The organism is Alteromonas sp. ALT199 (genome assembly GCF_018619335.1).
In the GTDB taxonomy this organism is placed as follows: Bacteria; Pseudomonadota; Gammaproteobacteria; order Enterobacterales; family Alteromonadaceae; genus Alteromonas.
The window spans coordinates 18,508-42,227 of the sequence record NZ_JAHHDX010000024.1; the positions used below are offsets into that span (position 1 = coordinate 18,508).

Below are 23,720 nucleotides of genomic sequence, written 5' to 3' on the forward strand. Positions count from 1 at the left end.
CCGCTTCAATAGTCACTACTTTAAATGTCTATCAAAAAAGTCTATCGTTCGGCGCCACGCTAATTCAGCGTCTTTAGGGCTGTAACGACTTGTCGAATCGTTGTGAAAGCCATGCTGTGCTTTGGCATAAGTAAAGGCCTCATACTCAGCGTCGTTTGCCTCTAATACGGCTTTATAGCTTTCCCATGTTGCATTCACCCGCTTATCGTTTTCAGCAAAGTTAATTAACAAAGGGCCTTTTACTTGGCCTACTAACGGCTGCTTTGCTGGTGTCCCATAGAAAGGGACGGCAGCATTCAATTTGTCGGGTATACTGGCCGCTAGAAAATTAGCAATATACCCACCAAAGCAAAAACCTACCACGCCAAGCTTACCTGTTGTCTTTTCATGATCTTTCAACCACAGCGCTGCCGCTACCATATCTTGCTCTATTTTGTCCTTATCAAGGCTCTTTTGCATAGCACGGCCATCGTCATCGTTTCCCGGATAACCACCTAGCGGAAACAGCGCATCTGGAGCAAAAGCCACATAACCTTGCATAGCAAGTCTTCTAGCTACATCTTTTATATAAGGGTTTAACCCGCGATTTTCGTGCACCACTAATACGCATGGCGCCACGCCAGATTCAGGTAAGCTCGTGGGCTGCACTAAATAACCGCCGCCTTCCCCATGTCCTTTGGGCGATGAAAAGACTTCGTAGGTAGCTTTAATAGCTGGGTCGTTAAACGACACTTGCTCTGCTTTGGCATAATCAGGAATAAGTGCGCCACCAATAGCGCTCACGGTTAGTCCCGCTACTGAAAGGGAAGCAAGGCGAGTCAAAAACGTTCGACGGTCTATATCACCGTGGGCGTATTCATCGTACCAATCGAACGCCTCTTGAGGGATGTTAGGTTCTTTTTGTTGCGATAGTTCTTGCGATACCTTTTGCAATATTTTTTGCGGTTTTGGGGTGTCATTTTGCTTCATCTTTTGAAACCTTTGTTTTCACCTGTCGGCATAGATACTTACCTACTGTGTGGGCAATTATCTATGCTGATTGGTATTAAGTGGTAGCACAAACACCGTGCCCCGAAAAATGCCGATAATATCTACTTTACGTGGGATAGCCGAAGACGCAAGGTGCAATTCACTTTTTAGGCGATAACCCTTTACGTCATATAAACTTAGCAACTTATTGCCACCAAGACGCGGCGACTTGAATTGGAGAAGGGTCGTTAACATAGGATACCCACATAACCAGGGCGCGTTTTGTGGTTTCTACATGCGTATTGCTAGGCAAAAGTAAGCTTGTCTCATATTGAAATGCGCGAGTATTGTCAGTTTCTCTACTTAACACCGCTTTTTTATAATCTAACACTACAAAATCATGAACGAGTTTCCGTCCTGCGTTTTCACCTCGCTTTACCGATGTTTCTATGCCAAAACCAAGTAGTGCCGCGTGAACCGTTAACAAAGAACTCCCCTTGCTGGCGTTTATTTTATTGAACGTCACGTTTATGTTGTCGTTTTCTACCGAAGCATGAAGTACGCCAGACAAAGGGGCGGTTTTGTTCGGTAACGGCTGCCCGCGAAACCAACCGTTCCAAGCACGGCCATTTAGGGCAAAACCGGGCGTGGCGATAGTGTTGGCTTTACCTACACGCTTGTAGTCTCGTTGCCTTTTACTAAAAGCACTGTCAGCGAAGGGATCTTTCCAACCCAAATAATCCCAATAGTCCACATGAAAGTTAATGGGAACTAACTCAGTCCACAACTTCTCGCTATCTACAAAGCCTGAAATCCATTTTTCAGCCGGTGGGCAGCTGCTGCAACCTTGGGATGTATAAAGTTCCAAGACGGTTGTTTGATTAGGCGTGCTGGTAAGTATGAAAGGCGCGCCTGCTGATTCATTGGATAATGAGTTTGTCGTTAGCAACGGTGCTAATTCAGACGCTGGAACATGCGCTAAACCTGCGGTTTTACTCTCATTAGAGTGCAGAGTAAGGGCAGCTTTAACTATGGGGTTCTTTGCAGCTTGGCTCGAAGCATTATCTACGTCTCTATTTATAGATGTTGAAACCATCGATTGTTCCGGCTGTGCATTAATACGCCAGTCGTAATCAATAAAGCGAAGCTTGTAGTTCGAAGGTATAGGTTGCTCAATATATTTATTGATATATTGGGGTAAGTCTCGAGCTTTGCCCGACGCAACAAAGTCTTCTGTATAGAAATCTAATATTTCTGACACATACGCTCGCTTGCGTTTACCATCTAAATAGAAGTGCTTTTTCTTGCTGAAAAATTCATAGGTAAGCTGTTCTAGCATTTCATTTAATTGCTCTGGGTAAAATGGCGTTTTAGGTAGTCGTGGACAATCTTTCACCATACAGTTAAGCGCGAAGTGTGCCCTTGGTTCGTTTAACGGCCTTATCACGTCATTTTCATAGTCGTATAAATTAGTGACTTTCCCGCCAATCACCACATCTCGAAACTTAAAAAAAGCGGCGCGAGAGAAAAAGCTTGTAAAGCCATCTGGAATACCTTTTTCAACCACGCCATACATTGCCAATGCGTTGTAGCTATTGATGTGATAGCTCATTACTTCTTCTGGCGAAGTGAATAATTCAGGTGTTGCTGTTGGACTAGCAAAGCCAATAAAAGATACGACATTTTCAAGCGGCGCAATATCCTCAGACAAGGCCTTGAAATTAGTTCGCCCTTCTTCATCAACATAATTTGCTAATACGTATTCCCAGTCTTGGGTAGCTTGCTTATAAGCTTGCTTCAGCGTAACAAGCGCTTGGTTTTCAGCGTTAGCACTCATTGAATTTACTTCATTTGGCTGTTCGCTAGCACTGGCACTTTGTACAAAAAGTAATAAGGAAAACCCCAAAACCCATGAGGCAAACATCCACAATGCTTCACCGAAAGCGCGGTTCAAATTAGGCGAATTAGAATACTGCATGGCTTCTTCCTTATCCTATTTCTGAAGTTTGTTTATTTGGGGGAACGCTACTTGATCTAGCGCCAAGATCGTTGTTTACCCCGTGAACTGACTCATGACTTAGCTCTTGGCTTAACTCTTGACTTGGCCCTTGATTTAACACCTTAGGTGACTCACTGATTGATTCGTTTGAGGCCCCAATGATGGGTTCGTGAACAGGCTCATCATTGGTAAGCAGTCGAATAGGGATCACGTTATCTTCTTGATAGCGCTTGCCTAAAGGTTGGTATTGTTTAACCTGCCCCCGATGATTGGTGTAAGAGAGGGGCTTTAATATGTGCTCGTCGCGCTCTGCGTTGTGTTTACACATTGATACAGGGCCGTCAGCTGTCATTACCATGAACGAGCAGGCATCTATTCTGTCTTGCTGAAGCTCGTTGGCATCCATAAAATTTTGAACGAAAAATGACAGTTTGTGCACACGCCCGCGACTTTTAATTAAACTGGCGCGCATTTCTAACAACTTTGCCGACGTTGCTTTTACTAGCCTCCAAATCCAGTAAGGGCGTATAACTAAGGCCTTGATGTAATCTCTTAGTATGTTTGCTTTACCGTGCTGACGGGTAGTTTGAATATGCTTAAAATCTTCAATGAACTTGGCGAATAGCTCGCTATCGTCAACTACCGAATAGACTTGGTTATCGGCAACTAAAGTGGGCATGTAGCTGTGGCAATCGCTATGGCCGATACGTACCTTTTCCCACGACAAAGCTTTAGATATCGTTTTTTCAATGGCCGCTTTTACAGTAAGCGGGTCGACCACATCAGTTCGTGCCCCCCACTCGCCTCGACCGGTTTCAGCCTGAAGCTGAAACGAAGCAAAACTAACTGCACCTGCGTGTTGTACAAAAAAGTCCACCAGCATGGGCAGTTCTTTGAAGTTGTCGGTGTGCACTGTGGTGTTAAAAATAACCATAAGGCCCAGACCTTTGGCCCGCGCTATGTAATCTTCACGAATAGCATTTAACGACTGCTCATCATCATAACCTTTGCGCTCTTGTGTGGTGTCTACGTGGAATGCAACGTCGTTAAGCCCAGCTTCGGCTAACTCAGTGAGCAGGTCTCTTGTGGCAGCAATACCATTTGTAAAAAGCGCCGTATGTAAGCCAAGTTGATTTGCATAAGCAACAATATCGATAAGCTCGCTGCGTTTTCTTAACGTGGGGTCGCCCCCAGTAATTTGCACGCTGGTTCCAGGCCCGTAGTGTTTAAGCACGTTGTCTAAACGCTTAAATACTTCTTGAATGGGAATATCACGAACTGCTTGCGAATGCTCTGACAAATAGCATAAGGTGCAATCAAGATTACATTTTTGCGTGATTTCAACAGCAACACAGCCAATGGTGTGCGTTCGCCCCAAAAGTTGATTGGGAGTAAAATGTTCACCCATTCGCTTTCGTGTAGAAGCAAGTTGTTGATTTCTTGTAGTACCAGGGGAGCACGCCATTTTAATGTGCCTTTTTCAAACTACTGAGTATCAACAAAGACCTTTTACATTTGAAAATACTTTCAAGGCATGCCGTTTTTTTGCACTAACCACTTTGTTTTATTGTGTAACAAGTCATGCAGAAACTAGTGAAGCACAGTTAGAAGTAGCTACACAATTGAGTGCGTTCGAGGAAGTGAAAAGCCTTGTTTTTTCTGACCCTTACTCCAGCCTTCCGCAATATGAGGTATCGCGTAAACACTTTGACGTTAGCGGCGAAAACATACTGCTAAAACACGCTCAAAGAACCCTTTCATCAAATGCAAATTTTATCGAATTAGGTACCAAACATAAGCTACTTCAAGCCAACGGAATATGCTTTTCCGGTACTTGGAAGATAAATCAAAACAGTCCTTACACTGGGCTTTTTCAAGCGGGTACGGAGATACCTATTATCGTTAGAGCATCCGTCAGCTTAAGCGAAACAAAGCAGCAGGATAAGCGAGCATTTGGGATAGCGATTAAGCTTTTTCCTTATGCCCATAGTGCACTTACTGAGAACATATTTCTTATGCACTCCCTTGGCGGTACAAAAACAAAGTATGTGGCAAACCTGCCTATGACTAACGAACCAGCGCTTGGTGAGCTGCCTCCCTTTAGCCAATTGCTTACCGCCTATCGATTGGAAAGCGATTTGGAGGAAGCCGATAAAGCGTTTAGCGGCAAAAAAGCTAATGCGCGGTTTAGACCAGTATCTCATCTGGCAGCAGTAAAGGTCGGTGATGCAAGCTCAAGAGTGGCGGAGCATACAGAAGAAAGTACGTTAGAACTGAGCATTTCAGCGCCAACAACTTCGAAAGAAATAGAGATAGAGCGCGAATTTGAAACAAAAAGCGAAGCTGAAATAAAAACCGAAAAACAAGGCCCCCACTGGCTAAGAGCAGCATTAAGCTCAGATACACCGCTGGTAAATAAAGATGATTTTCGCGATGAGTTATCATTACAACATTACCCTAATCAGACGCTGTCTTGGGTTTTATATACTGCCAATTTTAACGATGCAGGAATAGATGAAGCGCAATGGCAAGAAGTTGGCGAAATTATATTAACCAAGTCGGTTGTTTCACTTACCTGCGATACTAAGCTTCACTTTAACCATCCTGCCATTAAATGACGCTAAGTATTTCCGTTTAAACGGGTAAACCCCGCGCTAGACGGTTTTTACTGCCTATCGAGATTACCGTATAGTATGCGATGTATTCATCGTTTTTTTTTAAGTGTTGTTCCATGCCCGCTTCTTTTCGCAAAAACAGTCGCAGTATTCACTTGTGGCTATCGCTAGTTATCTTTATTCCTGTGGTCATTGTTATCGCTAGCGGCTTGTTATTGCAGGTCAAAAAAGAATTCGACTGGATCCAGCCGCCTACGCAAAAAGGCCAAAACGGCGCGCCAACGCTTTCCTTTGAGGAAGTGCTTGATGCAGTAAAACAGATACGCCAAGCTAACTTAAACGATTGGGACGATATCGACCGTTTAGATGTTCGCCCCGGAAAAGGTATCATAAAGGTGCGTGGCAAGAACCACTGGGAAGTGCAGCTCAATGCACAAACCGGCGATGTGCTTCAGGTAGCCTATCGGCGCACAGACACTATTGAAGCCATTCACGACGGCAGCTGGTTTTTTGAAGGCGCCAAGCTTTGGCTGTTTTTACCGGCTGCCCTGTTACTCTTTATACTGTGGATAACGGGTTTGGTTATGCTGTACACCACCCTAAAAAGCAAATATCGAAAAAAGAAATACCGTAAACCGATTAATATTTCATAGTTGGTAAGTGACTGCCAGCTGTACACTTTCTCCTTGAGCAAACGCGGCTTTGTCATCGGCGCTGGTATAATAGTGTTGGTTAGTGAGGTTACTCCAGCTTACCTGAAGTTGCATATCCTCTCCTAACTGCCAGTTTGCGCCAATATCTAGAGTAAAAACATCGCTAAGGGCTTGCTCTCCGTCTGCAACGTCGGTCTTACTGGCGCGATAGCTTAGTACCGTGAAAAATCGCGTGTCTTGCCAATTAACACCTACATCTAGGCGCTGATTGTTTGCCGGTATATCTGCAATGGTCTTGCCGAAGTTGTCTTTGCTATTGTCTTTACCCTGAATCCACATGCCGCTAAGTCGAGCATCTACGATGCTGTCTTGCAATTGCCAGCTAATCTGATAGCTGACGCCTTCAATGGTTGCTCTATCTAAATTAGCATATTGAAGTACATCTTCAGCAACTGTAATGCGTTCAATATAGTTATCAATTTGCTGATGAAAGACTTCAATCGAGCCCTGAATGTGTTTTGCGCTATAGGCCACGGTTAGCTGTTTATTAAGGGCCTGTTCGGTTTCAAGCTGTATACTTCCCAGCACGGTACCTCGAGGAGTTTCCCCAGCAAAGAAACGCTCAGTTAACGATGGGTTTCGAAATGCACTAGAAACATACACGCTAGCCGCCCAATGTGATGAAAGCTGATAATTTGCGCCCAGATAGCCACTAAAATTCGTGGTTGATTGCGACCTTCTAGGCTGGGCGTTGTTAGGCTGGGCATCATTAGACTGGGTTGGGCTGGCACTTGAATCATCAGACTGTCGCTGCCAATCAACCCTTGTACCGATGGCAAGTGAAAAGCTTTGCCACTGACGTGAAGCATCCACAACGGCTGCGGTATTTACTTCACTGGCATCAAGCGTACGCACTTCATACGCTAGGTCAGATTTAAATGAGCCTAGTGAAAAGTCTGACGGCGCAGTATCGGGCAATACGATTTCTGATGGCGTTAACGTAAATTCCCTTTCATCAGCCACCACGCCTTCACGGCCCGATACCTGAAGCTGCCAGTTTAAATCCCAGTCTTCTAACTGCGTATGCGTATTCATATTGAAGCCATAATCAAATGCCTTGTTTTCGCTGTCATTTGTACGACTTCCTGGTCGCAAGACCGAGGCATCTAAGGTTGATTTATGCCACCAGATATTCCCAGCAAATAAATTATCTTCAAACGTTATTTTGCCAAGCCAATGGGTATTATCTGGGTAGATTGTTCTTCTGCTTGCAGGGTAGTCACTGCTGGATTTACCAATATCGTTGTTATTTGAATATAGTGTCCAGGCTTCTTTTATAATGCTATTTTCAGGTCTGTGCCTGAGAAACACCCCTGTTTGTTCAAATTGATCAAACAGTGTATTTCCGTTCGCATCCTCACCGTTATTCGCGCTTCTATATGAGATATTCCAATCTGTAACCCCCGACTTTTCTTTGCCATTTGCGCCATTTTTGCTGCCATCGGCAGCACTGGTACCGGCATAGCTCACGGCTTTCATCTGCTGATTACTGCTGTAGCCTACTTTTAAATAGGGCTCTTGGAGTGATTCTAGGTAAAGATTCACCGCGCCGCCAATAGCGCCCGAGCCTAGATAAGTGGAAGCGGCGCCTGGTAATACTGTGGCTGACGAAATAAAATCAGGCGGAATAAAGCCTACACTTGAGCCTGCGCGCCTATCGCTGACAATAGGTACACCATCCAGCAAGGTTTGAATTCGCCACCGCGAATACCCTCGTACACTAATACTTTGTATCTGCCCGCCCTGCCCATTTAACGATACTGACGGCGATTGAAGTAGCACATCATTAGCGTGCAAAGGCGAAACCAGGCTACTTTTATCAAACGCATATTGAGGGAATATGCGTGACAGCGCTTCATCATAATAGGGACGCGTAGCTGTTACCGTATAGCGTTCAACGCTTTCAAATGGTTCGCTTCGAGCAAAGCTCGCTGTCGATAAAAGTGATAACAAAAAGGCTGCAAAAAGCCGCGACGAACATATAGATGGCGAAGATGTAAAAGGCGAAATAATAGATGCAGGTAAACCTGATGAAATTTTAACAAACATTGAAGAACGTTGAGCTGACAGAAAAGAAAACAATAAAGGTCTCACTAACCGATACGTAAGAACGATGAAAGTACGTACCGAAAAATCTGGTTAAAAATGAAATGAAAAACGCGGCAGTAATGCTACTGCCGCGTGCTAAGCCCAACTAGACTAAAAATCAGACTAAAAACTAGACTAAAAATTAGGCTAGTCAGCCGCTATTTAGCGATTACAGGAAGGCCAGCAGTCCACGGTCCACCAGCATCAACCACAGCTTGTTGCAGCTTAGGTACCGCAGTATTTTGCAGAGTACTGATGCGCGTTATCACGCTATCTAGGCTGTCTTGAGCATAACCAAGCTGACTTTTGTGCTGCTGTGTAGGCCCATAAGATGAACCTAACGCAGAACGTGCATAGCGCAAACGGCTCATGATATTTGCAGGCTTAATGCCCATTCTATCGCGAGATTTAAGACCGTAAAACGCTCTATTCACTTCATTTATCTCATCTTGAATCGCAGCAAATTGGGCTTCAAGTTTAGCCACATCATTTGGCGTGCGGTCGATAGCTGTGCGCAACAGAGCCATTGTATCTTTAAGCTGCGTCAGCACTGTTGTTGAAGAAAGTGCACGTTTTTGCGCCCCGCTTACCTTGTCTGAATAGGCAGCTATTTCTTCATAAGTAGCACCTTCAAGCGCACCTTGAACAATAGGCTTAAGTTCAAACGAAACAGGTTCAGAAAGTGGTGTTACCTTAGCATCGACGCGCTTGAACAAGGTAGCAGTATAGGTGCCGGGCAACGCCATAAGACCTCTGTCTTTGCTTTCTTTACCAGTAAGCGGGCTCGTCGATGTATGCTTCATATCCCAGGTAATGCGATGTAAGCCTTTTTTCGCTTTACCCTCAACGCGCTTAATAACGTCTCCGTCGCTGTCGCGTACCTCAACATAGACTGCAGGCGCCGCTTCTTGGTTTTCTGCTTCCACGACTTCCCAGCTTGGGTATTTAGGGTACTTCTTATCTTCTATTAACTTCTTCTCTGCTTCTTGGCGCTTTTCTTTTGCCGTAAGCAAACTGTCTTTAAGGTAATAGGTGAAGGTTGCACCGTGCTCAGGGTTCTCAGCAACAAAGCGGTCGTCGCCGTCAGAGTCAGTGTGATTGTCATCTAGCTGGAACCATTTAACTGGGCGGCTTGGCCCAAACAAAATGGCATCTTGCTGCATAGACTTCTTCGTTAACGTACGCAGCGGCGCGTAGTCATCAAGAATATAAATACCTCGACCAAAGGTACCTGCCACTAAGTCATTCTCTCGGCGCTGTATTTTAACATCGCGAGTTGAAATGGTCGGCATACCACCGTCTAACTCAACCCAATCTTTGCCGCCATCTACCGAGAAAAATACACCAAACTCTGTACCGATAAAGAGCAAGTCTTTGTTAACATGGTCTTGCACAATACGCCAAACTAGGTGCTTCTCAGGCAGGTCTTCAGCCAATGAAGTCCAGCTTTTACCTAAGTTAGTCGATTTAATAAGATAGGGTTTATAGTCGCCATATTTGTGGTTATCCAGCGCGACATATACGGTATTTGGGTCGAATAAGTCAGCGCGAATATCATTCACATACGAATTAGCAGGAATGCCTCTAATGTCGTCTAACTCAATTTTTTTCCACGACTTGCCGCCGTTGGTGGTGACTTGGATTATCCCGTCGTCAGTGCCTGCCCACAAAATGTTTTCATCCACTGGGCTTTCAGCAAAATTAGCAATGGTATGGAATTCGGTCATGGCATATAAATCCCAACCGGCTTCTACCGACCATGTACGCCCCATCAATGGCGAGTGCATACGATTACCGTTTTTCGTTAAATCGCCTGATACTGGCGTCCAGCTATCACCGCGATCATCGCTTCGCCACACCCGCTGCGAAGCAAAGTAAATACGCGCTGGGTCGTGAGCTGAAACATTAATAGGGGCATCCCAGTTATATCGCTCCGCTGGGTCGCCTGGCAGCGGCTGTGGCTTAATGTATACCCCTTCACGAGTTTTCATATCCACGCGGGTTAAGTTGCCCTGCTGCCATTGAGAATACATGATGTCTGGGTTGCCCGGCTCTGTCGCCGGACCGTGACCATCACCACCTAACGTTAAGAACCAGTCTTTGTTCTTTATTCCCTCTTCTCGCTTAGTGCGCGAAGGGCCGCCTTGTGTAGAGTTATCCTGTGCGCCAGCGTAAATCTTATAAAACGGCTTAGAGTCGTCTGGCGCTACTTTATAGAACTGGGTTAGTGGAAGGTTCGCCATAAAGCGCCAGTTGGCCATTCTGTCGTGAGACATGTAAATACCACCATCAGACCCCATTAACACAAAGTCTGGGTCTGTAGGATGGAATGCCATAGCGTGATCGTCTACGTGCTTGCGCTTAGTATTAATAGGCGTCCATGTTTTACCGCCATCGTCTGATACTTTACTGTAGTTGCTGGCGATATAAACGCGGTCAAACTGATGCTGATCTGCAAAAATTTCTTGATAATAGTGAGGGCCGGTTCCGCCGCCCACTTCATCTGACATCTTACTCCAGCTCGCGCCTTGGTCGGCTGAGCGATAAAAACCACCACCGCGATTATCGGTTTCAATAGTGGCATAGATCACATCTGGGTTAATAGGCGATATAGCCATGCCTATTTTACCCATATTCCCTTGCGGCAAGCCGGTTTTAAGCTCGGTCCAGGTTTCGCCACCATCGTTTGAGGTATGAATACCTGCACCTTCGTTTGTACCTACATAGGCGCCAATTGAGCGTTGACGAGCCCACGTAGCCGCATAAAGTTTATCTGGGTTGCGCGGGTCGATAAGTAAGGATGTTACGCCCGTCCATTTGTCAGTGGGCTTGAGCACTTGCTTCCAAGTTTCCCCACCATCGGTAGTTTTATACAAGCCGCGCTCGCCGCCGCCACTCCAAAGTGGCCCTTGAGCTGAAACCCACACGATATCTGGGTTGGTAGGATGGATAATAATGTCTGAAACGTGCTCTGACTTTTTCAGCCCCATGTTTTTCCAGGTCTGTCCGCCATCTAACGACTTGTAAACACCGTCGCCGAAGCTGATGTGACGACCACCGTTATTTTCGCCCGTTCCAACCCAAATGATATTTGAGTTGCTTGGTGCAATAGTCACATCACCAATAGAATAAACAGGTTGATCGTCGAAGATGGGCTCCCACGTTGTGCCCGCGTTGGTGGTTTTCCAGACGCCGCCAGAACCAACCGCGGTGTACCAAGTAGAGGGATCGTTCTGGTCAATTGCAATATCGGCTATTCGGCCCGACATGTAGGCAGGCCCGATGTTTCTAAGCTCCATGGCTTTAAACGTTGAGCTACTGAAAATACCGTCTTTATCATCTTTGTCTGCGTAGGTGGGTGAGCATGAAAGTGCAATTGATACCGCAACTGCCGCTTTTAGAAGCTTTCTCATTATTATTATCCAATGTGTGTTGGTAGAGCATTATGCTCTGTTTGAATTGTAGTATTACCAGCTATAGCATTACTATTAATACTCAAAGTTACAATGTAACACACGACCAACAGCACAATACTAGAGTTAAATACATTGAGCGCCCGCCACACTTTATTTAACATCACCCACCAATAAATAACGATAACAAGATGATATGCAGATTCAGCTTATAACAATGTTAGCACTGGTAACCTGCCTTATGCTTAGTGCCTGCACGCCCCCACAGCCTGCAAATAAAATAACCATAAGTGGGCCTTTTGAACCCGTTAATAATGACCCCGCCAGCACGGGCTATATGTTTACAAGAATGCAAGTTTTAGAAACCTTAGTTGAAGTAAACAACCTGGGGCAACTAGTGCCGGGATTAGCGAGTTCGTGGAAAAGCAATAGTGATTTTACTCAATGGGAATTTACACTTCGCGCTGATGTTCACTTTCATGACGGAGCATTAATGACAGCAAACGCTGTCTACAAAAGTCTCGCGGTTGCATTTGGTAAGCCCACACCATTTCCCAAAAACATAATCTCTGATATGGAAGTGACGTCAGACAACACTATTGCTTTCACATTGAATCAAAGTTACCGCCCATTTCCTTCATTACTAAGTAACTACACCACGGCTGTTGTTGCCCCTTCTTCATTTGGAAAATTCAACAGAATAAAAACACTTGCTGGCACGGGCCCTTATAAAATCTCCCACTTCGAGCCCCCCCACAATATTTCTACCACACGATTTGACAATTATTGGGGCGAGCCCGCCCATATTGAAAACGTAGAATATATAACAGGGCACCGCTCTGAAACGCGCGCCCTGATGGTTAGAACAGGTCAGGCAGATATCGTTTATAACCTAGACCCTGCTTCAGTAACCATGCTTCGAAGCAATAACAACGTTAACGTGTTTAGCGATAGAATTCCCCGCACAACGCTAATTAAACTTAACAGTGGTCACCCCTTTCTTACAGACGTAAAAGTTAGGCAAGCACTTAGTCTAGCGCTCGATAGAGAGAGCATAGCGCGTGGTGTGATGCGCACTCCCAACATCGCCGCAGACCAATTATTTGGCCCTAATATTCGCCAGTGGCACGTTCAATTAACACCTGATGAAACGCTAAAGAAAATTTCTGCGGCACAAGCAAAGCAACAAGCTAGCGACCTACTTTCAGATGCCGGTTGGGCGCTTGCTGATGATGGGTATCGCTATAAAGACGGCGCTAGATTAGCGCTTAATATGATTACCTATGCTAACCGTCCAGAACTCATTACTATAGCCACAGCAATACAAGACCAGTGGGCACAAATTGGCGTAGCGCTTTCGGTCCATATGGAGAATGTTAGCGCTATCCCCTCGGGTCATGCAGACGGTACATTGGAAACAGCCCTCATGGCGCGAAACTTCGCCAATATCCCTGACCCTTTGGGGATAATGCTTGCCGATTTCTCAACAATAAAAGGTGGCGACTGGGGGCCAATGAATTGGCGCAACGACACCGTATTTAGCAACCTGAATCTGTTAAGCCGCACGACAAACGATGAGACCTACAACCGCCTTATTGAGTCTGTCATGAGTGAAATCCGTAGAGATGTACCGCTTATACCTGTTATGTATTATGTTCAGCAAACTGCAACGTCGAATAGGTTAAGAAACTTCAGCTTCGACCCCTATGAACGCTCTTTTCGTGTTTCACAAATGACTATAGCGCCTAATCAATGAAAAAGATCCTCTATCAGCGTCTGCTTCAAGCGCTTCTAATGGCTTGGAGCGTAGGTACACTTACCTTTGTATTAACTCGGTCACTGCCTGGCGATATGGCATATAAAATTGCAGCGGGTCGATACGGCGATGATGCAGTATCAAGCAGTGCGGCAAAAGCCGTAGCCGAAGAGCTTGGGCTGCATAAAAGTGGACTTGAACAGTACCTTTCATGGATGGCAGATTTAGCAACGCTAGATTTAGGAACAAGTTTAGTGACTGGCGCTCCTATTATTTACGAGCTTCAAAACCAACTTTCATATACGCTTGTACTCGCTGGTCTCGCGATTATAGTATCTGCACTTATTGCGTTTCCTTTGGGCATTTATAGCGGAATAAAAAGCGCTAATAATCCGCATTCTACGTTTGACCATTCAGTACTGGCATTTTCTACGTTTCTTAGGTCCCAACCCGTATTTTGCCTAGGTTTAATACTCATATTTATTTTCGCATTAGAACTGAATTGGTTGCCTGTGGCAGGTTCCTCTGGGTTTGTTTACACCATATTACCTGTTATCACGCTTGGGTTATCTCTTGCCGCTATTTCAAACCGTGTTATTCGCAATAGCACTGTTAGTGCACTTCACTCTGGTTACTTTCATTTTGCAAAAATTAAAGGGCTTAGCCCTTTTCACGCATTCAGACGTCACGCGCTACCCACATCGTCGTGCCGGCATTAGCGTTTATGGGGGTTCAACTTATTGGCTTGATTGAAGGCGTGATTATGATTGAAAGTCTTTTTGCCTGGCCGGGAATTGGTCATGGTTTATCTCACGCGGTATTTGCACGTGATGTACCTATGCTACAGGGCACTGCCCTGCTAATGGGCTTTTTGTTTGTATCAGTTAATACGCTTGTCGATTTAAGCCAGTACGCCTTAGACCCAAGAGTAAGAGACAATACAGGTAAACACCCATGAAAAGCTTTTCAGTCACTAAGATAATTGGCATTTCACTATTGGGCTTGCTTGTGCTGATTTCACTAGGTGAACCTATATTATTGGGGCAAGACGGCAACAAACAAAACCTAAACGCTATACTACAGCCTCCTAATGCACAGCATTTTTTGGGCACCGACCATTATGGCAGGGACATGTTGGCTAGGGTTTCAGAAGGACTTCGTATATCGTTGTCACTTGCTGCGCTTTGCGTGTTTAGCTCATCAATAATGGGGGTAGCAGCAGGCGTGATCGCCGCTTGGCGTAAAGGTTGGGTCGATACACTTCTTAACTTTACTGCTAACACACTTTTAGCGCTGCCAGGGTTGGTACTTGTTTTACTTTTCGCAGCGATAGTGCCTGGCTCTTTTATCATGCTTTATATGTCCATCTCTATCGTCTTGGCTGTTGAATATTTTCGTTTAGTACGCGCCAGCACGTTAACGATAATAGATAGCCCAGCCCTTGAGTGCGATATGCTCATGGGCTTCGGCAAGGGTTATTTATTTAAAACACATATTTGGCCTGCCATAAAAAAAGACGTGCTTTCTCTTGCAGCGTTTGGTGCATCGACTTCTATCATCGCCATGGCGTCGGTAGGCTTTGTGTATGTAGGGCTAAAGCCCCCTAGCCCGGAACTTGGTTTAATGATTGTTGAACTTTTCCCTTATTATCACGAGACTCCTTGGCTGCTTGCTCAACCAATCGCAACGTTATTTACCTTGGTATTAGGCTTTCAATTACTTATAAATGATGAAGATAGCAGCCGAAATCCGTTACATAGTTATTGGCGGTCTGCTCCCGCACTTGCCAACACACCTGCGCATACAGGCGCTGAATCTCCCATAAATAAATCGCCTACCAGCAAAACGCCGGAGCACAACGCGTGAGTCAACTTATAGCTATTAAAGACTTAAGCATTTACGCGGGCAATACAGCGATAATTGAAAATCTATCACTGATCCTATCTCAAGGTGAAACGCTCACAGTATTGGGTGAAACTGGGGCGGGAAAAAGTCTTTTGGCACAAGCTATCATGGGGGACTTACCTTCTTCGTTAGAAGCGAGGGGAACTGTTTCCGTCAACGGTATAGATATGCTTAGTGATAACCTCCCTGCTATCAATAAAAAGTTGCAGCGCGAAAGAATGTGGGGCACAAGCATGGTTATGCTTCCTCAAGAGCCATGGCGTTCGCTAAGCCCAATGATGCAGGTCTGCCATCAGCTTGCCGAAGTGTTTCAATTCAACCAGAAACAAGATAAACACGCCGCGAGCCGCCGTGCGAAACAAGAGCTCGAACAATGGTCACTTGGCAAACATTGGCAAAAAGTGCCCTCACAACTCTCCGGAGGAATGGCGCAGCGTGTAGCGTTTGCATGCGCTTCAGCCACACAAGCTCCATTATTTATTGCCGATGAGCCGACCAAAGGGCTTGATGCTAGCAGAAAAATCGACATCATTGCTCAGCTAAAGCGAAAGGCTAACGAAGGAACGCTTTTAACTATCACTCATGATATTGCAGTTGCAAAAGCATTGGGCGGTAGATGTATAGTGCTTAAAAATGGAAAGCTTATTGAAGAAAACGATACGCACCGACTTATTTCTCAACCAAAGACCAGTTATTCAAAATTATTGGTATCTTCATCACCTGAACACTGGCCAAGTAAAAGCCCAGCGTCTAGCCGCTTTAAGCCTTTTTTAACAGTAGAGAATCTAAGCATACAGAGAGGCGCTGAAGAAATTTTCTCAAACGTTAATTTTACCTTAGGGAAAGGCGAAATCGTTGGATTAAGTGGCGAAAGTGGTAGTGGTAAAACGTCTCTAGGCGATGCCTTGCTAGGTCTTCTTCCTTACAAAGGTGAAATTCGTTTCCACTATCCGTTACCTCGCCACCAAAAACTGAAACTATACCAAGACCCGCCCAGCGCGTTTGCAGAACACGTAACCTTACAGCGTTTAATTGATGATTTATTGAAGCTACATAAAATACCTGAGCATGACGCAGTTGAGTTGGCATCAAGTATTGGTTTAGATTCAACGATCTTTGGGCGCACAGCATTAGACGTCAGCGGCGGTGAACTTCAACGAGTGGCACTTTTACGAGCATTGATGCTAAAACCCAAGCTGCTAATTGCAGACGAACCCACGTCAAGGCTAGACCCTATCACTAGTAAAAAAATTACGCTGCTACTTGTCGACAAATGTAGGGAATTTAACTGCAGCTTGCTCCTAATAAGTCATGATAGAGGCCAGTTGGAAAAAGCGTGCGACCGCGTTGTTTCCCTTAGGTAAGACTTCTAATTTACCCCTCAGCACAGAAAGCATAGGTAATACTTTGTATCAGTAACCTTACAAAAAACGCACAAGAGGGGCAGTGTTGATAACCTTTTGCTGATACACTGTACAGATTAAGTACATTGTTTTGTATTTAGTGCTCGTTGTATTTAGTTAGTGTTTGGAAATGGCATAGTTTTCGTGAAATTGGTTTCAAGCAGCTTTTGTTTCTTTATTTTGATGCTATCACTTGGTGTACCGGTGGAGGTGCACGCGTCCTTATCTGCAACAGAAAAACAGAACAGTTCAGTTCAAACTAACTCTGCCAGCATTGAAGATCTGAAAGAGCATGCATTGACTCTCTATAAGAAAGGTGACTACGAACTAGCCATTTCGACCTTTCTTACGATTTCTAAAAGATTAGAAGAACAAACAAGCGAAGACGTTTTATCTGTGCTTGGTCGAACCTACACCTATATTGCTCAATCATATAAAAGGCTTAAACAGCGAGAGGCAACAGCGGCTTTCTACAGAAAAGCGTTAGCCACTTACAAACGCATTGATAGTAAACGCAATATCGCACGCACTTTAAATACCTTGGCGGAAGCAGAACGCTACCTTAATAATTTAGATACTGCGCTGAACCTGGTCATGGAAAGCTTGCGTATACACGGGACTATTGACGATGAAGAAGGCAAGGCCAAAGCGCACATGGGCGCGGCGATTATTTTACGTTACATAGAAAATTACGAACTATCTCTTGAGCATCTGAAGCTAGCTTACGCCTACTTCAAACGTGAAAAAAATGCGGTAGGGACAGCAAAAACCGCGAACGAAATTGCCCATCTGTATGTGCGCTTGGCTTCTTTTGAGGAAGCCAAGTCGTTTTATGAAGTCGCCCTAAAGTACCCTACTGACCTACTTCCCCCCGCTACCATCGCTACCGCTTTGCGAGAGCTGGCGCAAATCGAAGTGATAGCAGAAAACTACCAAAAGGCACGTGACTACGCTAACCGTGCTATGGCTATTTACGATACTCAAAACGCACCTGAGAAAAAAACCGCTGTATTTAGGATCATCGGTGACGCTTATAAAGGTGAAGGTAACCTCAAACAGGCAGTTCACAATTATCAAACGAGCTTAAATATTGCTAATCAGCTTGATAATGACTTATTTAAAGTAAAAGCACTTCTGCCATTAAGTGACGCTTACTTGCAACAAGACTTAGCCGAAAGTGAACGCACTTTTAAAAAAGCGCTTACGTATTCTGAAGGCTTACAAAATAAAACCTATCGCTTAGCTGCATTGAAAGGGTTGCGAGAGCTCTACTCTGCTACTGGCCAGTTCCAAGCCGCCCTCGCCTTCGCAGAAAAAGAGCTAACGCTAAGTGAGCAAATACAGTCTGAAAATAGCGAAAAGCTTCTTGAAAAAGCAAAAGCTAAATTACTGTCGTTCAAATTGGAAAATGAAGTAGAAGCGTTAAAAGAACAGACTCGTTTAGACGAGTTAGAAATAACCAGAAAAAACAACGAAATTGAACTATCGCGAAAAGAGCAACAAATAGCCAACCTTCAGCTATCAAAAGAGCGATACGCAAAAATTATGTTGTCGCTAATTATCATTGTTTTAGTGACCGTCGCTTTAGCTTTATATCGAAGTTACATTGTATCGCGGCGCAAAAATGAAGAGCTTCACTATCTAGCCACTCATGACTCGCTAACCGAATGCTATAATAGGCGTTACCTGTTTGACGCGTTGAAAAACCTATTTTCTCAATTACCTTCTTCAAAGGCGACGTGTCTTGTGATGATAGACATTGATCACTTTAAGAAAATAAATGATGACTTTGGTCATAATAGGGGAGATGACGCACTTAGGAGCGTAGCGCACGTATTGCGCAAAAACATTTCAGACGACGACGTGTTAGCTCGATTCGGCGGCGAAGAGTTCTGTATGGTGTTACGCAACACTTCATTAGCCAATGCGTTAAGTTTAAGTGAAAGAGTACGAACACAAATGGAAAGTCATACCTTTGGGGAAATAAAGTTGACTTGCAGTATTGGTGTTACCTCTCTCACACTTGGCGCTTCATCGCCCACAGAACTTATCGAGCAGGCTGATAAAGCGCTATTCTTTTCAAAAGCTAACGGTCGCAATCAGGTTAACGCTTACACTTCAAGTTAAGGCAAGTACTTACGTCAAATAGTGAGTTTGCTTTAAAAGGTAATAATTTCATCGTCTTTCAAATGACCCACAACTGGGCTTGCCTCTGCATCTTCAAATGCACCATCAATTGCTTTAAATCTAGCCGTAGTAACTTTGCGATAGTTAGGATGGGTATAGATATAAGTTTGCTCTGATTGTAGGGCTTCTATCACACGCTCAGCTAATACAGAGGCAGCGATACCCGACTCAACCGCTTTGGTAGCCGCTTGGGCGCCGGCTTTAAGCTTCTCTTTATCAATGCGTTTTTCAGCCGCCACAGCGTACTTCTGCTGTCTGTTTCTATACGACTCATGAATGCGGGTTTTCACAAACGCAGGGCATAATACCGAGGTATGAATACCAAAAGGCTTGAGTTCTGGCACCCAACTCTCTGTCATAGATACAACTGCCGCTTTTGAAGCGCAATAAGCACCTGCATACGGCATTCCCATCATTCCCGCCATGGACGCTACGTTTAATACCCAGCCGCCTTCGCCGTGTTCTTTGATGGCTGGTACACATGCTTGTGCGCCGTAAAGTACGCCCATTACGTTAACATCCATAACCCAGCGCCACGTTTCATGCTCTGAATCTTCTACTTTACCCGGCGTACCACCTACCCCCGCGTTGTTGACCACCATGTGAACCTTGCCAAATTTTTCTTTAGCATTAGCAACTATATCTTCCCACTGAGAAAAGTCGGTAACATCTAAGGCGCAAGTCAGTACATCAAAACCTTGTTCGCGCAAGGCTTTACTCGACGCTGTTAGAGCCACGTTATCAATATCGCCCATAACGATATTCATACCTTGCTTCGCAAACGCTTCTGCCAAGGCTAGCCCTATGCCACCAGCGGCACCAGAAATTATGGCGGTTTTACCCGCAAATTCATTAGACATTCTTTTTTCCTATCATTGTTGTTGCGCGGCGGGCCTTTTGGTAAAGCCTTTTCGAAAAGTCACAGAAATACACGATAAAATTAGTTATCGCCTATCTGTCTCAATTCGCGCTTATCGTCATATATAGATTAGGGGTAACAAGAAGGGGAAAATACTTTATTTGACTAATTTGGTTAGCTTCATGAAATTAATAAGGCAAGTTGCGTAGGAATGGAAATAGATAAAAAGAAAATGTCGCAATTCATGAAGTAAGACTCGCACAAAGAAGGGGCAGTTAACCCCTTTTCTTTGGCGAAAGTAATCTAAATTCACTATGCACTGTTATTTCGCAGGCATTACGTAAACCTCTCGAACACATGCCGACTCATCTGCGCTTAATGCGAACAATACCGACTTCGCAATATCTGCGGGCTGAAGTTTGTCTTCCTTAGGCTCGTCAAAAAATGGCGTATTTACCATACCAGGGCAGATAGTTGTGCACCGACCGCCCCATTCACGCATTTCTTCAGCAAGGTTTTGACCGAAACCATAGGCAAACCACTTACTTGCGCCATAAACAGAGCCTTTAAGCGCAACCCGTCCAGCTACAGAACTTGTGATAATAAAGTGCCCCTTCGTTTTTTGAAGATAAGGTAAGCTTGCTTTAGCGGTATAAAGCAAACCGTGAACGTTAGCGCCTAACATTCCATCCCAGTCTTCTACATCGCCTTTTTCAATACCGGCAGCTTTGGCACCGCGTCCAGCGTTAGCGAAGACGCCATCTATACGTCCAAAATGTCCATTTACTTGTTCAAATGCGCTGTTTACTTCATCAAAGTTACTTACATCAGCTTTGATAGCGCGAGCATTCTCTTCGCCTAATTCATCAACAAGTTCAGTTAACTTATCTTCACTTCGCGCGATAAGCGCAACTTTGTAACCTTTATCAACCAGCTGCTTTGCCGTTTCTTTTCCAATACCGCTAGAAGCACCGGTAATTGCAATAACCTTGTCATGTGGTTTAGTGTCTGTCATATCAATCCCCTTTTTAAAGTAGCAACGATGCATTTAAGCCTGCTTCTTTTCACAACTTAGCTACTGTAAAGAGAAGCAAGCACTTCGCTGTAAATTACGCGATCATCTTGCTAATTTGTTCAACAAAGGCTGGAATATCACTAGGGTTACGGCTTGTAACTAACTTGTCATCAGTCACCACTTCTTTATCTACCCAATTTGCGCCCGCGTTTTTCAAATCCGTCTGAATGCTGGGAAATGATGTAAGGGTTGCACCTTTCGCTAAACCCGACTCCACTAATAACCAAGGTCCATGACAAATTGCACCTACTGCCTTAATGCTTTCGGTGCTGTTTGCTTCTGCAATAAAATTGACCGCATCTTGGTTAGTGCGAAGTACGTCTGGGTTTATTTGACCGCCAGGAAGTACAAGGGCATCGTAATCAGCAAGGTTTGCCGACGTAACCTGTAAATCAACGTCTACGTCTTTGCCCCAGTTGTCTTCGTCCCACGCTTTGATAGACGTTTGATCTTCGATAGATAAAATTTCAACCTGTGCGCCGCGTTCGGTGAACATCTCTTTAGGCTGAACTAACTCACTTTGCTCGAAACCGTTAGTTGCTAAAATGGCAATTTTCTTACCCTGAAGATTTTGCGTGTTGCTCATAGGTGTTACTCCTTTACTAAATATTTAACGAATATCTAAAGCCCTACTTTTTCCGGAACGGCTAAGCGGCACTTATCAATTCAATGTAGTAAAAAACAAGCTGCAAATTGCAAACCACCACCACAAAAAACCTATAACCCTATGTTTTAATGTAACTTACATAAAAATACCAAGGCTAAAGCCTTTCAAAACATCCAACAACTATTTGCACGCCATATGAACGATTTACAGAGAGGATTAAGCCGTCTTCACTATTTTCATGTATGAAAATACACAACCGCGTACTTATTTAGAAAGATTCGAGGAACTATGAGCAAGGGACGATTTAGCCACGCAAGATCTGCATTCGAGCTTTCACTGAGAAGTTGGTGGAGCATAATAAAACGTATATTCACTAGTCTTCAAAAAGACAATATTCCCCTTATTGCCGCGGGTGTTGCCTTCTACTGTTTACTGGCGATATTTCCATTACTCGGTGCAACAATCGCCCTTTATGGGCTTATGGTTTCACCCCAAGAATTACAAAATCATATGTCATTGCTTGTAAACGTAGTACCAGCCGATAGCCGGTATATTATTGAAGAACAGCTTACCAATTTAACCGAAAAATCCAGCACGGCCCTAGGCTGGGGCTTTCTATTTACTCTTTTGCTCTCACTTTGGAGCAGCAGCAAAGGCGCTAATGCACTTATAAAAGCGTGTAATATTACTTACAGTGAATCGGAGGGACGGAGCTTTTTAAAAGGTATTTTTGCTAGGGTTACCTGTACAATATTTATGATTCTAACCGTCATTGTCGCCCTAGCCTGCATTACCATTTTGCCACAAGCTATTGTTTGGTTAACGGCAAAGGCTATTAGCGCTGAACAAGCCACATGGATAACTTGGCCTATCATGCTCGGCTTGTTTAATTTAGCCTTATCAGCGTTGTACCGCTATGCTCCACATCGACGTGAAGCTCAATGGCGTTGGGTGACACCGGGTTCACTGTTTGCCACCATATTGTGGCTAATTGCATCCTATGGTTTTTCTTTCTACCTGAGTGAATTTGCAAGCTATAACAAAACCTATGGTTCGGTGGGCGGTATTATCATTTTACTAATGTGGTTATACATTAGCGCCTATATCATTCTTATTGGTGCCGAGGTGAATTCGGCAATAGAGCTTCAGACAACAGCAGACAGTACCAAAGGCGAAGACAAGCCCATGGGCGAGCGAAATGCTTTTGTTGCTGACCATACACCAGATGACCTAAAGCGTTAGCGATTTTGAACTTAGCATTAGCCCGTAATATAGAAAGTTGATTGCAACGGTAAATAAATGGTACGCGTGGCAAGTTAGACGTGTCTCGCAAAATAAATAAATGTTGCAAAACTATACTTCTATTCAGTTATATATATTCAGAGTTTTGTGTAACTTTTCCCTTACCCAATATTGGGTAAACTCATAAAAGGAATTATACAATGCAAGAATTAAGTTTTACTGAAATAGAGAACGTTTCCGGCGGCTGTGAAGAGCACTGTTGGGGCGATTTTAGTTTTGCAGGCTTTATGGCCTCAGTAGGCGCAGGCGCTTTAGGTGGTATGGCTGCAGGCTGGGGCGGCGCTGCCTTAGGCGGTTTATCTGGTGGCTTAGGTTACGCAGGTGGCAAAATTGGCGACAAAATGTCAGAACGCACGACCGAGTCTGACGAATAAAGATCTTGGGGGCTTCAAGCCTCCGCTTTTAGGAGCTATTTTATGAATATCTCGATAATACAAATACTCAAGTATGTTACTTACATGCTTTCTATCATTGTAATAAGCGTGTTTATGCTTAAAACCGTCTCATATTATTTCAGCTTTGATGGGTATGCTGAATTGCTATCAACATCAACGGTTATTTTTCTCACTACGCTGTTTTGCACCCTTGGCGCTAAAAAGCTTCACGTCTTCCCTAGGCGGAATATAGAAATTTAGCCGCATCTGCCAAATTGCGGCTCATTCTGAACGCGCTTTTTAGACTAGCGCTTTTAAAACCCTCTAATTTTTGAACGCTGTTATCGTTTGCATTGCCGATTAGTTCATTTACGTGTCGTACTTTTCGAAAACACCGACGTAGGTGATAAAAACACTCTTTCGCCATTTTTCTTCACCAACTCGCCACAATCACT

The 23,720-nt window shown here is 44.4% G+C and carries 17 protein-coding genes and 1 pseudogene; 10 read left to right on the top strand and 8 right to left on the bottom strand.

Going from position 1 to position 23,720, the window contains the following annotated elements:
• Nucleotides 1-15: 15 nt before the first annotated feature.
• From KL866_RS02980 to KL866_RS02990, 3 genes are all read right to left on the bottom strand, one after another.
• Nucleotides 16-969: a dienelactone hydrolase family protein gene (locus tag KL866_RS02980; protein WP_251139798.1), complete on the bottom strand. Its 954-nt coding sequence runs from the start codon at nucleotides 967-969 to the stop codon at nucleotides 16-18.
• Nucleotides 970-1,174: 205 nt separating this feature from the next.
• Nucleotides 1,175-2,947, bottom strand: a complete 1,773-nt coding sequence (locus KL866_RS02985; protein WP_251139799.1) for a DUF1223 domain-containing protein — start codon at nucleotides 2,945-2,947, stop codon at nucleotides 1,175-1,177.
• 10 nt (nucleotides 2,948-2,957) lie between these two features.
• Nucleotides 2,958-4,433, bottom strand: coding sequence for a radical SAM protein (locus KL866_RS02990; protein WP_025256049.1), 1,476 nt, complete (start codon nucleotides 4,431-4,433; stop codon nucleotides 2,958-2,960).
• A 4-nt stretch (nucleotides 4,434-4,437) separates the two neighbouring features.
• Between KL866_RS02990 and KL866_RS20110 the strand changes: the two genes are divergently transcribed.
• On the top strand, nucleotides 4,438-5,586 hold the full coding sequence (locus KL866_RS20110; protein ID WP_251139800.1) for a hypothetical protein: 1,149 nt from the start codon (nucleotides 4,438-4,440) through the stop codon (nucleotides 5,584-5,586).
• Nucleotides 5,587-5,699: 113 nt separating this feature from the next.
• Nucleotides 5,700-6,236 (top strand): PepSY domain-containing protein, encoded by a 537-nt coding sequence (locus KL866_RS03005; RefSeq protein ID WP_214993270.1) that lies wholly within the window; start codon nucleotides 5,700-5,702, stop codon nucleotides 6,234-6,236.
• Here the strand turns inward: KL866_RS03005 and KL866_RS03010 are convergent.
• Nucleotides 6,231-8,345: a TonB-dependent receptor gene (locus tag KL866_RS03010; RefSeq protein ID WP_251139801.1), complete on the bottom strand. Its 2,115-nt coding sequence runs from the start codon at nucleotides 8,343-8,345 to the stop codon at nucleotides 6,231-6,233. The genes KL866_RS03005 and KL866_RS03010 overlap by 6 nt on opposite strands.
• Before the next feature lie 197 nt (nucleotides 8,346-8,542).
• Nucleotides 8,543-11,797 (bottom strand): VPS10 domain-containing protein, encoded by a 3,255-nt coding sequence (locus KL866_RS03015; protein WP_214993278.1) that lies wholly within the window; start codon nucleotides 11,795-11,797, stop codon nucleotides 8,543-8,545.
• Between the two features lie 196 nt (nucleotides 11,798-11,993).
• On the opposite strand from KL866_RS03015, the gene KL866_RS03020 reads away from it, so the two are divergent.
• The 5 genes and pseudogenes from KL866_RS03020 (at nucleotide 11,994) to KL866_RS03040 (ending at nucleotide 18,988) form a co-directional block, all read left to right on the top strand.
• Nucleotides 11,994-13,553: an ABC transporter substrate-binding protein gene (locus KL866_RS03020; protein ID WP_025256054.1), complete on the top strand. Its 1,560-nt coding sequence runs from the start codon at nucleotides 11,994-11,996 to the stop codon at nucleotides 13,551-13,553.
• Between the two features lie 215 nt (nucleotides 13,554-13,768).
• Nucleotides 13,769-14,511, top strand: a pseudogene (locus KL866_RS03025) (ABC transporter permease).
• Entirely contained in the window at nucleotides 14,508-15,419 is a 912-nt protein-coding gene (locus KL866_RS03030) for an ABC transporter permease (RefSeq protein ID WP_214993280.1), read from the top strand. Before KL866_RS03025 ends, KL866_RS03030 begins: the two are co-directional and overlap by 4 nt.
• Nucleotides 15,416-16,822, top strand: coding sequence for an ABC transporter ATP-binding protein (locus tag KL866_RS03035; RefSeq protein ID WP_025256057.1), 1,407 nt, complete (start codon nucleotides 15,416-15,418; stop codon nucleotides 16,820-16,822). Before KL866_RS03030 ends, KL866_RS03035 begins: the two co-directional genes overlap by 4 nt.
• 183 nt (nucleotides 16,823-17,005) lie before the next feature.
• Nucleotides 17,006-18,988, top strand: a complete 1,983-nt coding sequence (locus KL866_RS03040) for a diguanylate cyclase (RefSeq protein WP_051511238.1) — start codon at nucleotides 17,006-17,008, stop codon at nucleotides 18,986-18,988.
• A 32-nt stretch (nucleotides 18,989-19,020) separates the two neighbouring features.
• On the opposite strand, the gene KL866_RS03045 is transcribed toward KL866_RS03040, so the two are convergent.
• The 3 genes from KL866_RS03045 to KL866_RS03055 form a co-directional block, all read right to left on the bottom strand.
• Nucleotides 19,021-19,908 carry an SDR family NAD(P)-dependent oxidoreductase gene (locus tag KL866_RS03045; RefSeq protein ID WP_025256059.1) on the bottom strand — a complete coding sequence of 296 codons (888 nt, stop codon included), beginning with the start codon at nucleotides 19,906-19,908 and terminating at the stop codon, nucleotides 19,021-19,023.
• 321 nt (nucleotides 19,909-20,229) lie between these two features.
• Entirely contained in the window at nucleotides 20,230-20,922 is a 693-nt protein-coding gene (locus KL866_RS03050) for an SDR family oxidoreductase (protein ID WP_025256060.1), read from the bottom strand.
• 94 nt (nucleotides 20,923-21,016) lie between these two features.
• Nucleotides 21,017-21,568 carry a type 1 glutamine amidotransferase domain-containing protein gene (locus KL866_RS03055; RefSeq protein WP_025256061.1) on the bottom strand — a complete coding sequence of 184 codons (552 nt, stop codon included), beginning with the start codon at nucleotides 21,566-21,568 and terminating at the stop codon, nucleotides 21,017-21,019.
• Between the two features lie 309 nt (nucleotides 21,569-21,877).
• On the opposite strand from KL866_RS03055, the gene KL866_RS03060 reads away from it, so the two are divergent.
• The 3 genes from KL866_RS03060 (at nucleotide 21,878) to KL866_RS03070 (ending at nucleotide 23,526) form a co-directional block, all read left to right on the top strand.
• Entirely contained in the window at nucleotides 21,878-22,831 is a 954-nt protein-coding gene (locus tag KL866_RS03060) for a YihY/virulence factor BrkB family protein (protein WP_025256062.1), read from the top strand.
• Nucleotides 22,832-23,031: 200 nt separating this feature from the next.
• Nucleotides 23,032-23,265, top strand: coding sequence for a hypothetical protein (locus KL866_RS03065; protein ID WP_025256063.1), 234 nt, complete (start codon nucleotides 23,032-23,034; stop codon nucleotides 23,263-23,265).
• A 42-nt stretch (nucleotides 23,266-23,307) separates the two neighbouring features.
• Complete coding sequence (locus KL866_RS03070) at nucleotides 23,308-23,526, top strand: hypothetical protein (protein ID WP_034325323.1); 219 nt, start codon at nucleotides 23,308-23,310, stop codon at nucleotides 23,524-23,526.
• Nucleotides 23,527-23,720: the final 194 nt, after the last annotated feature.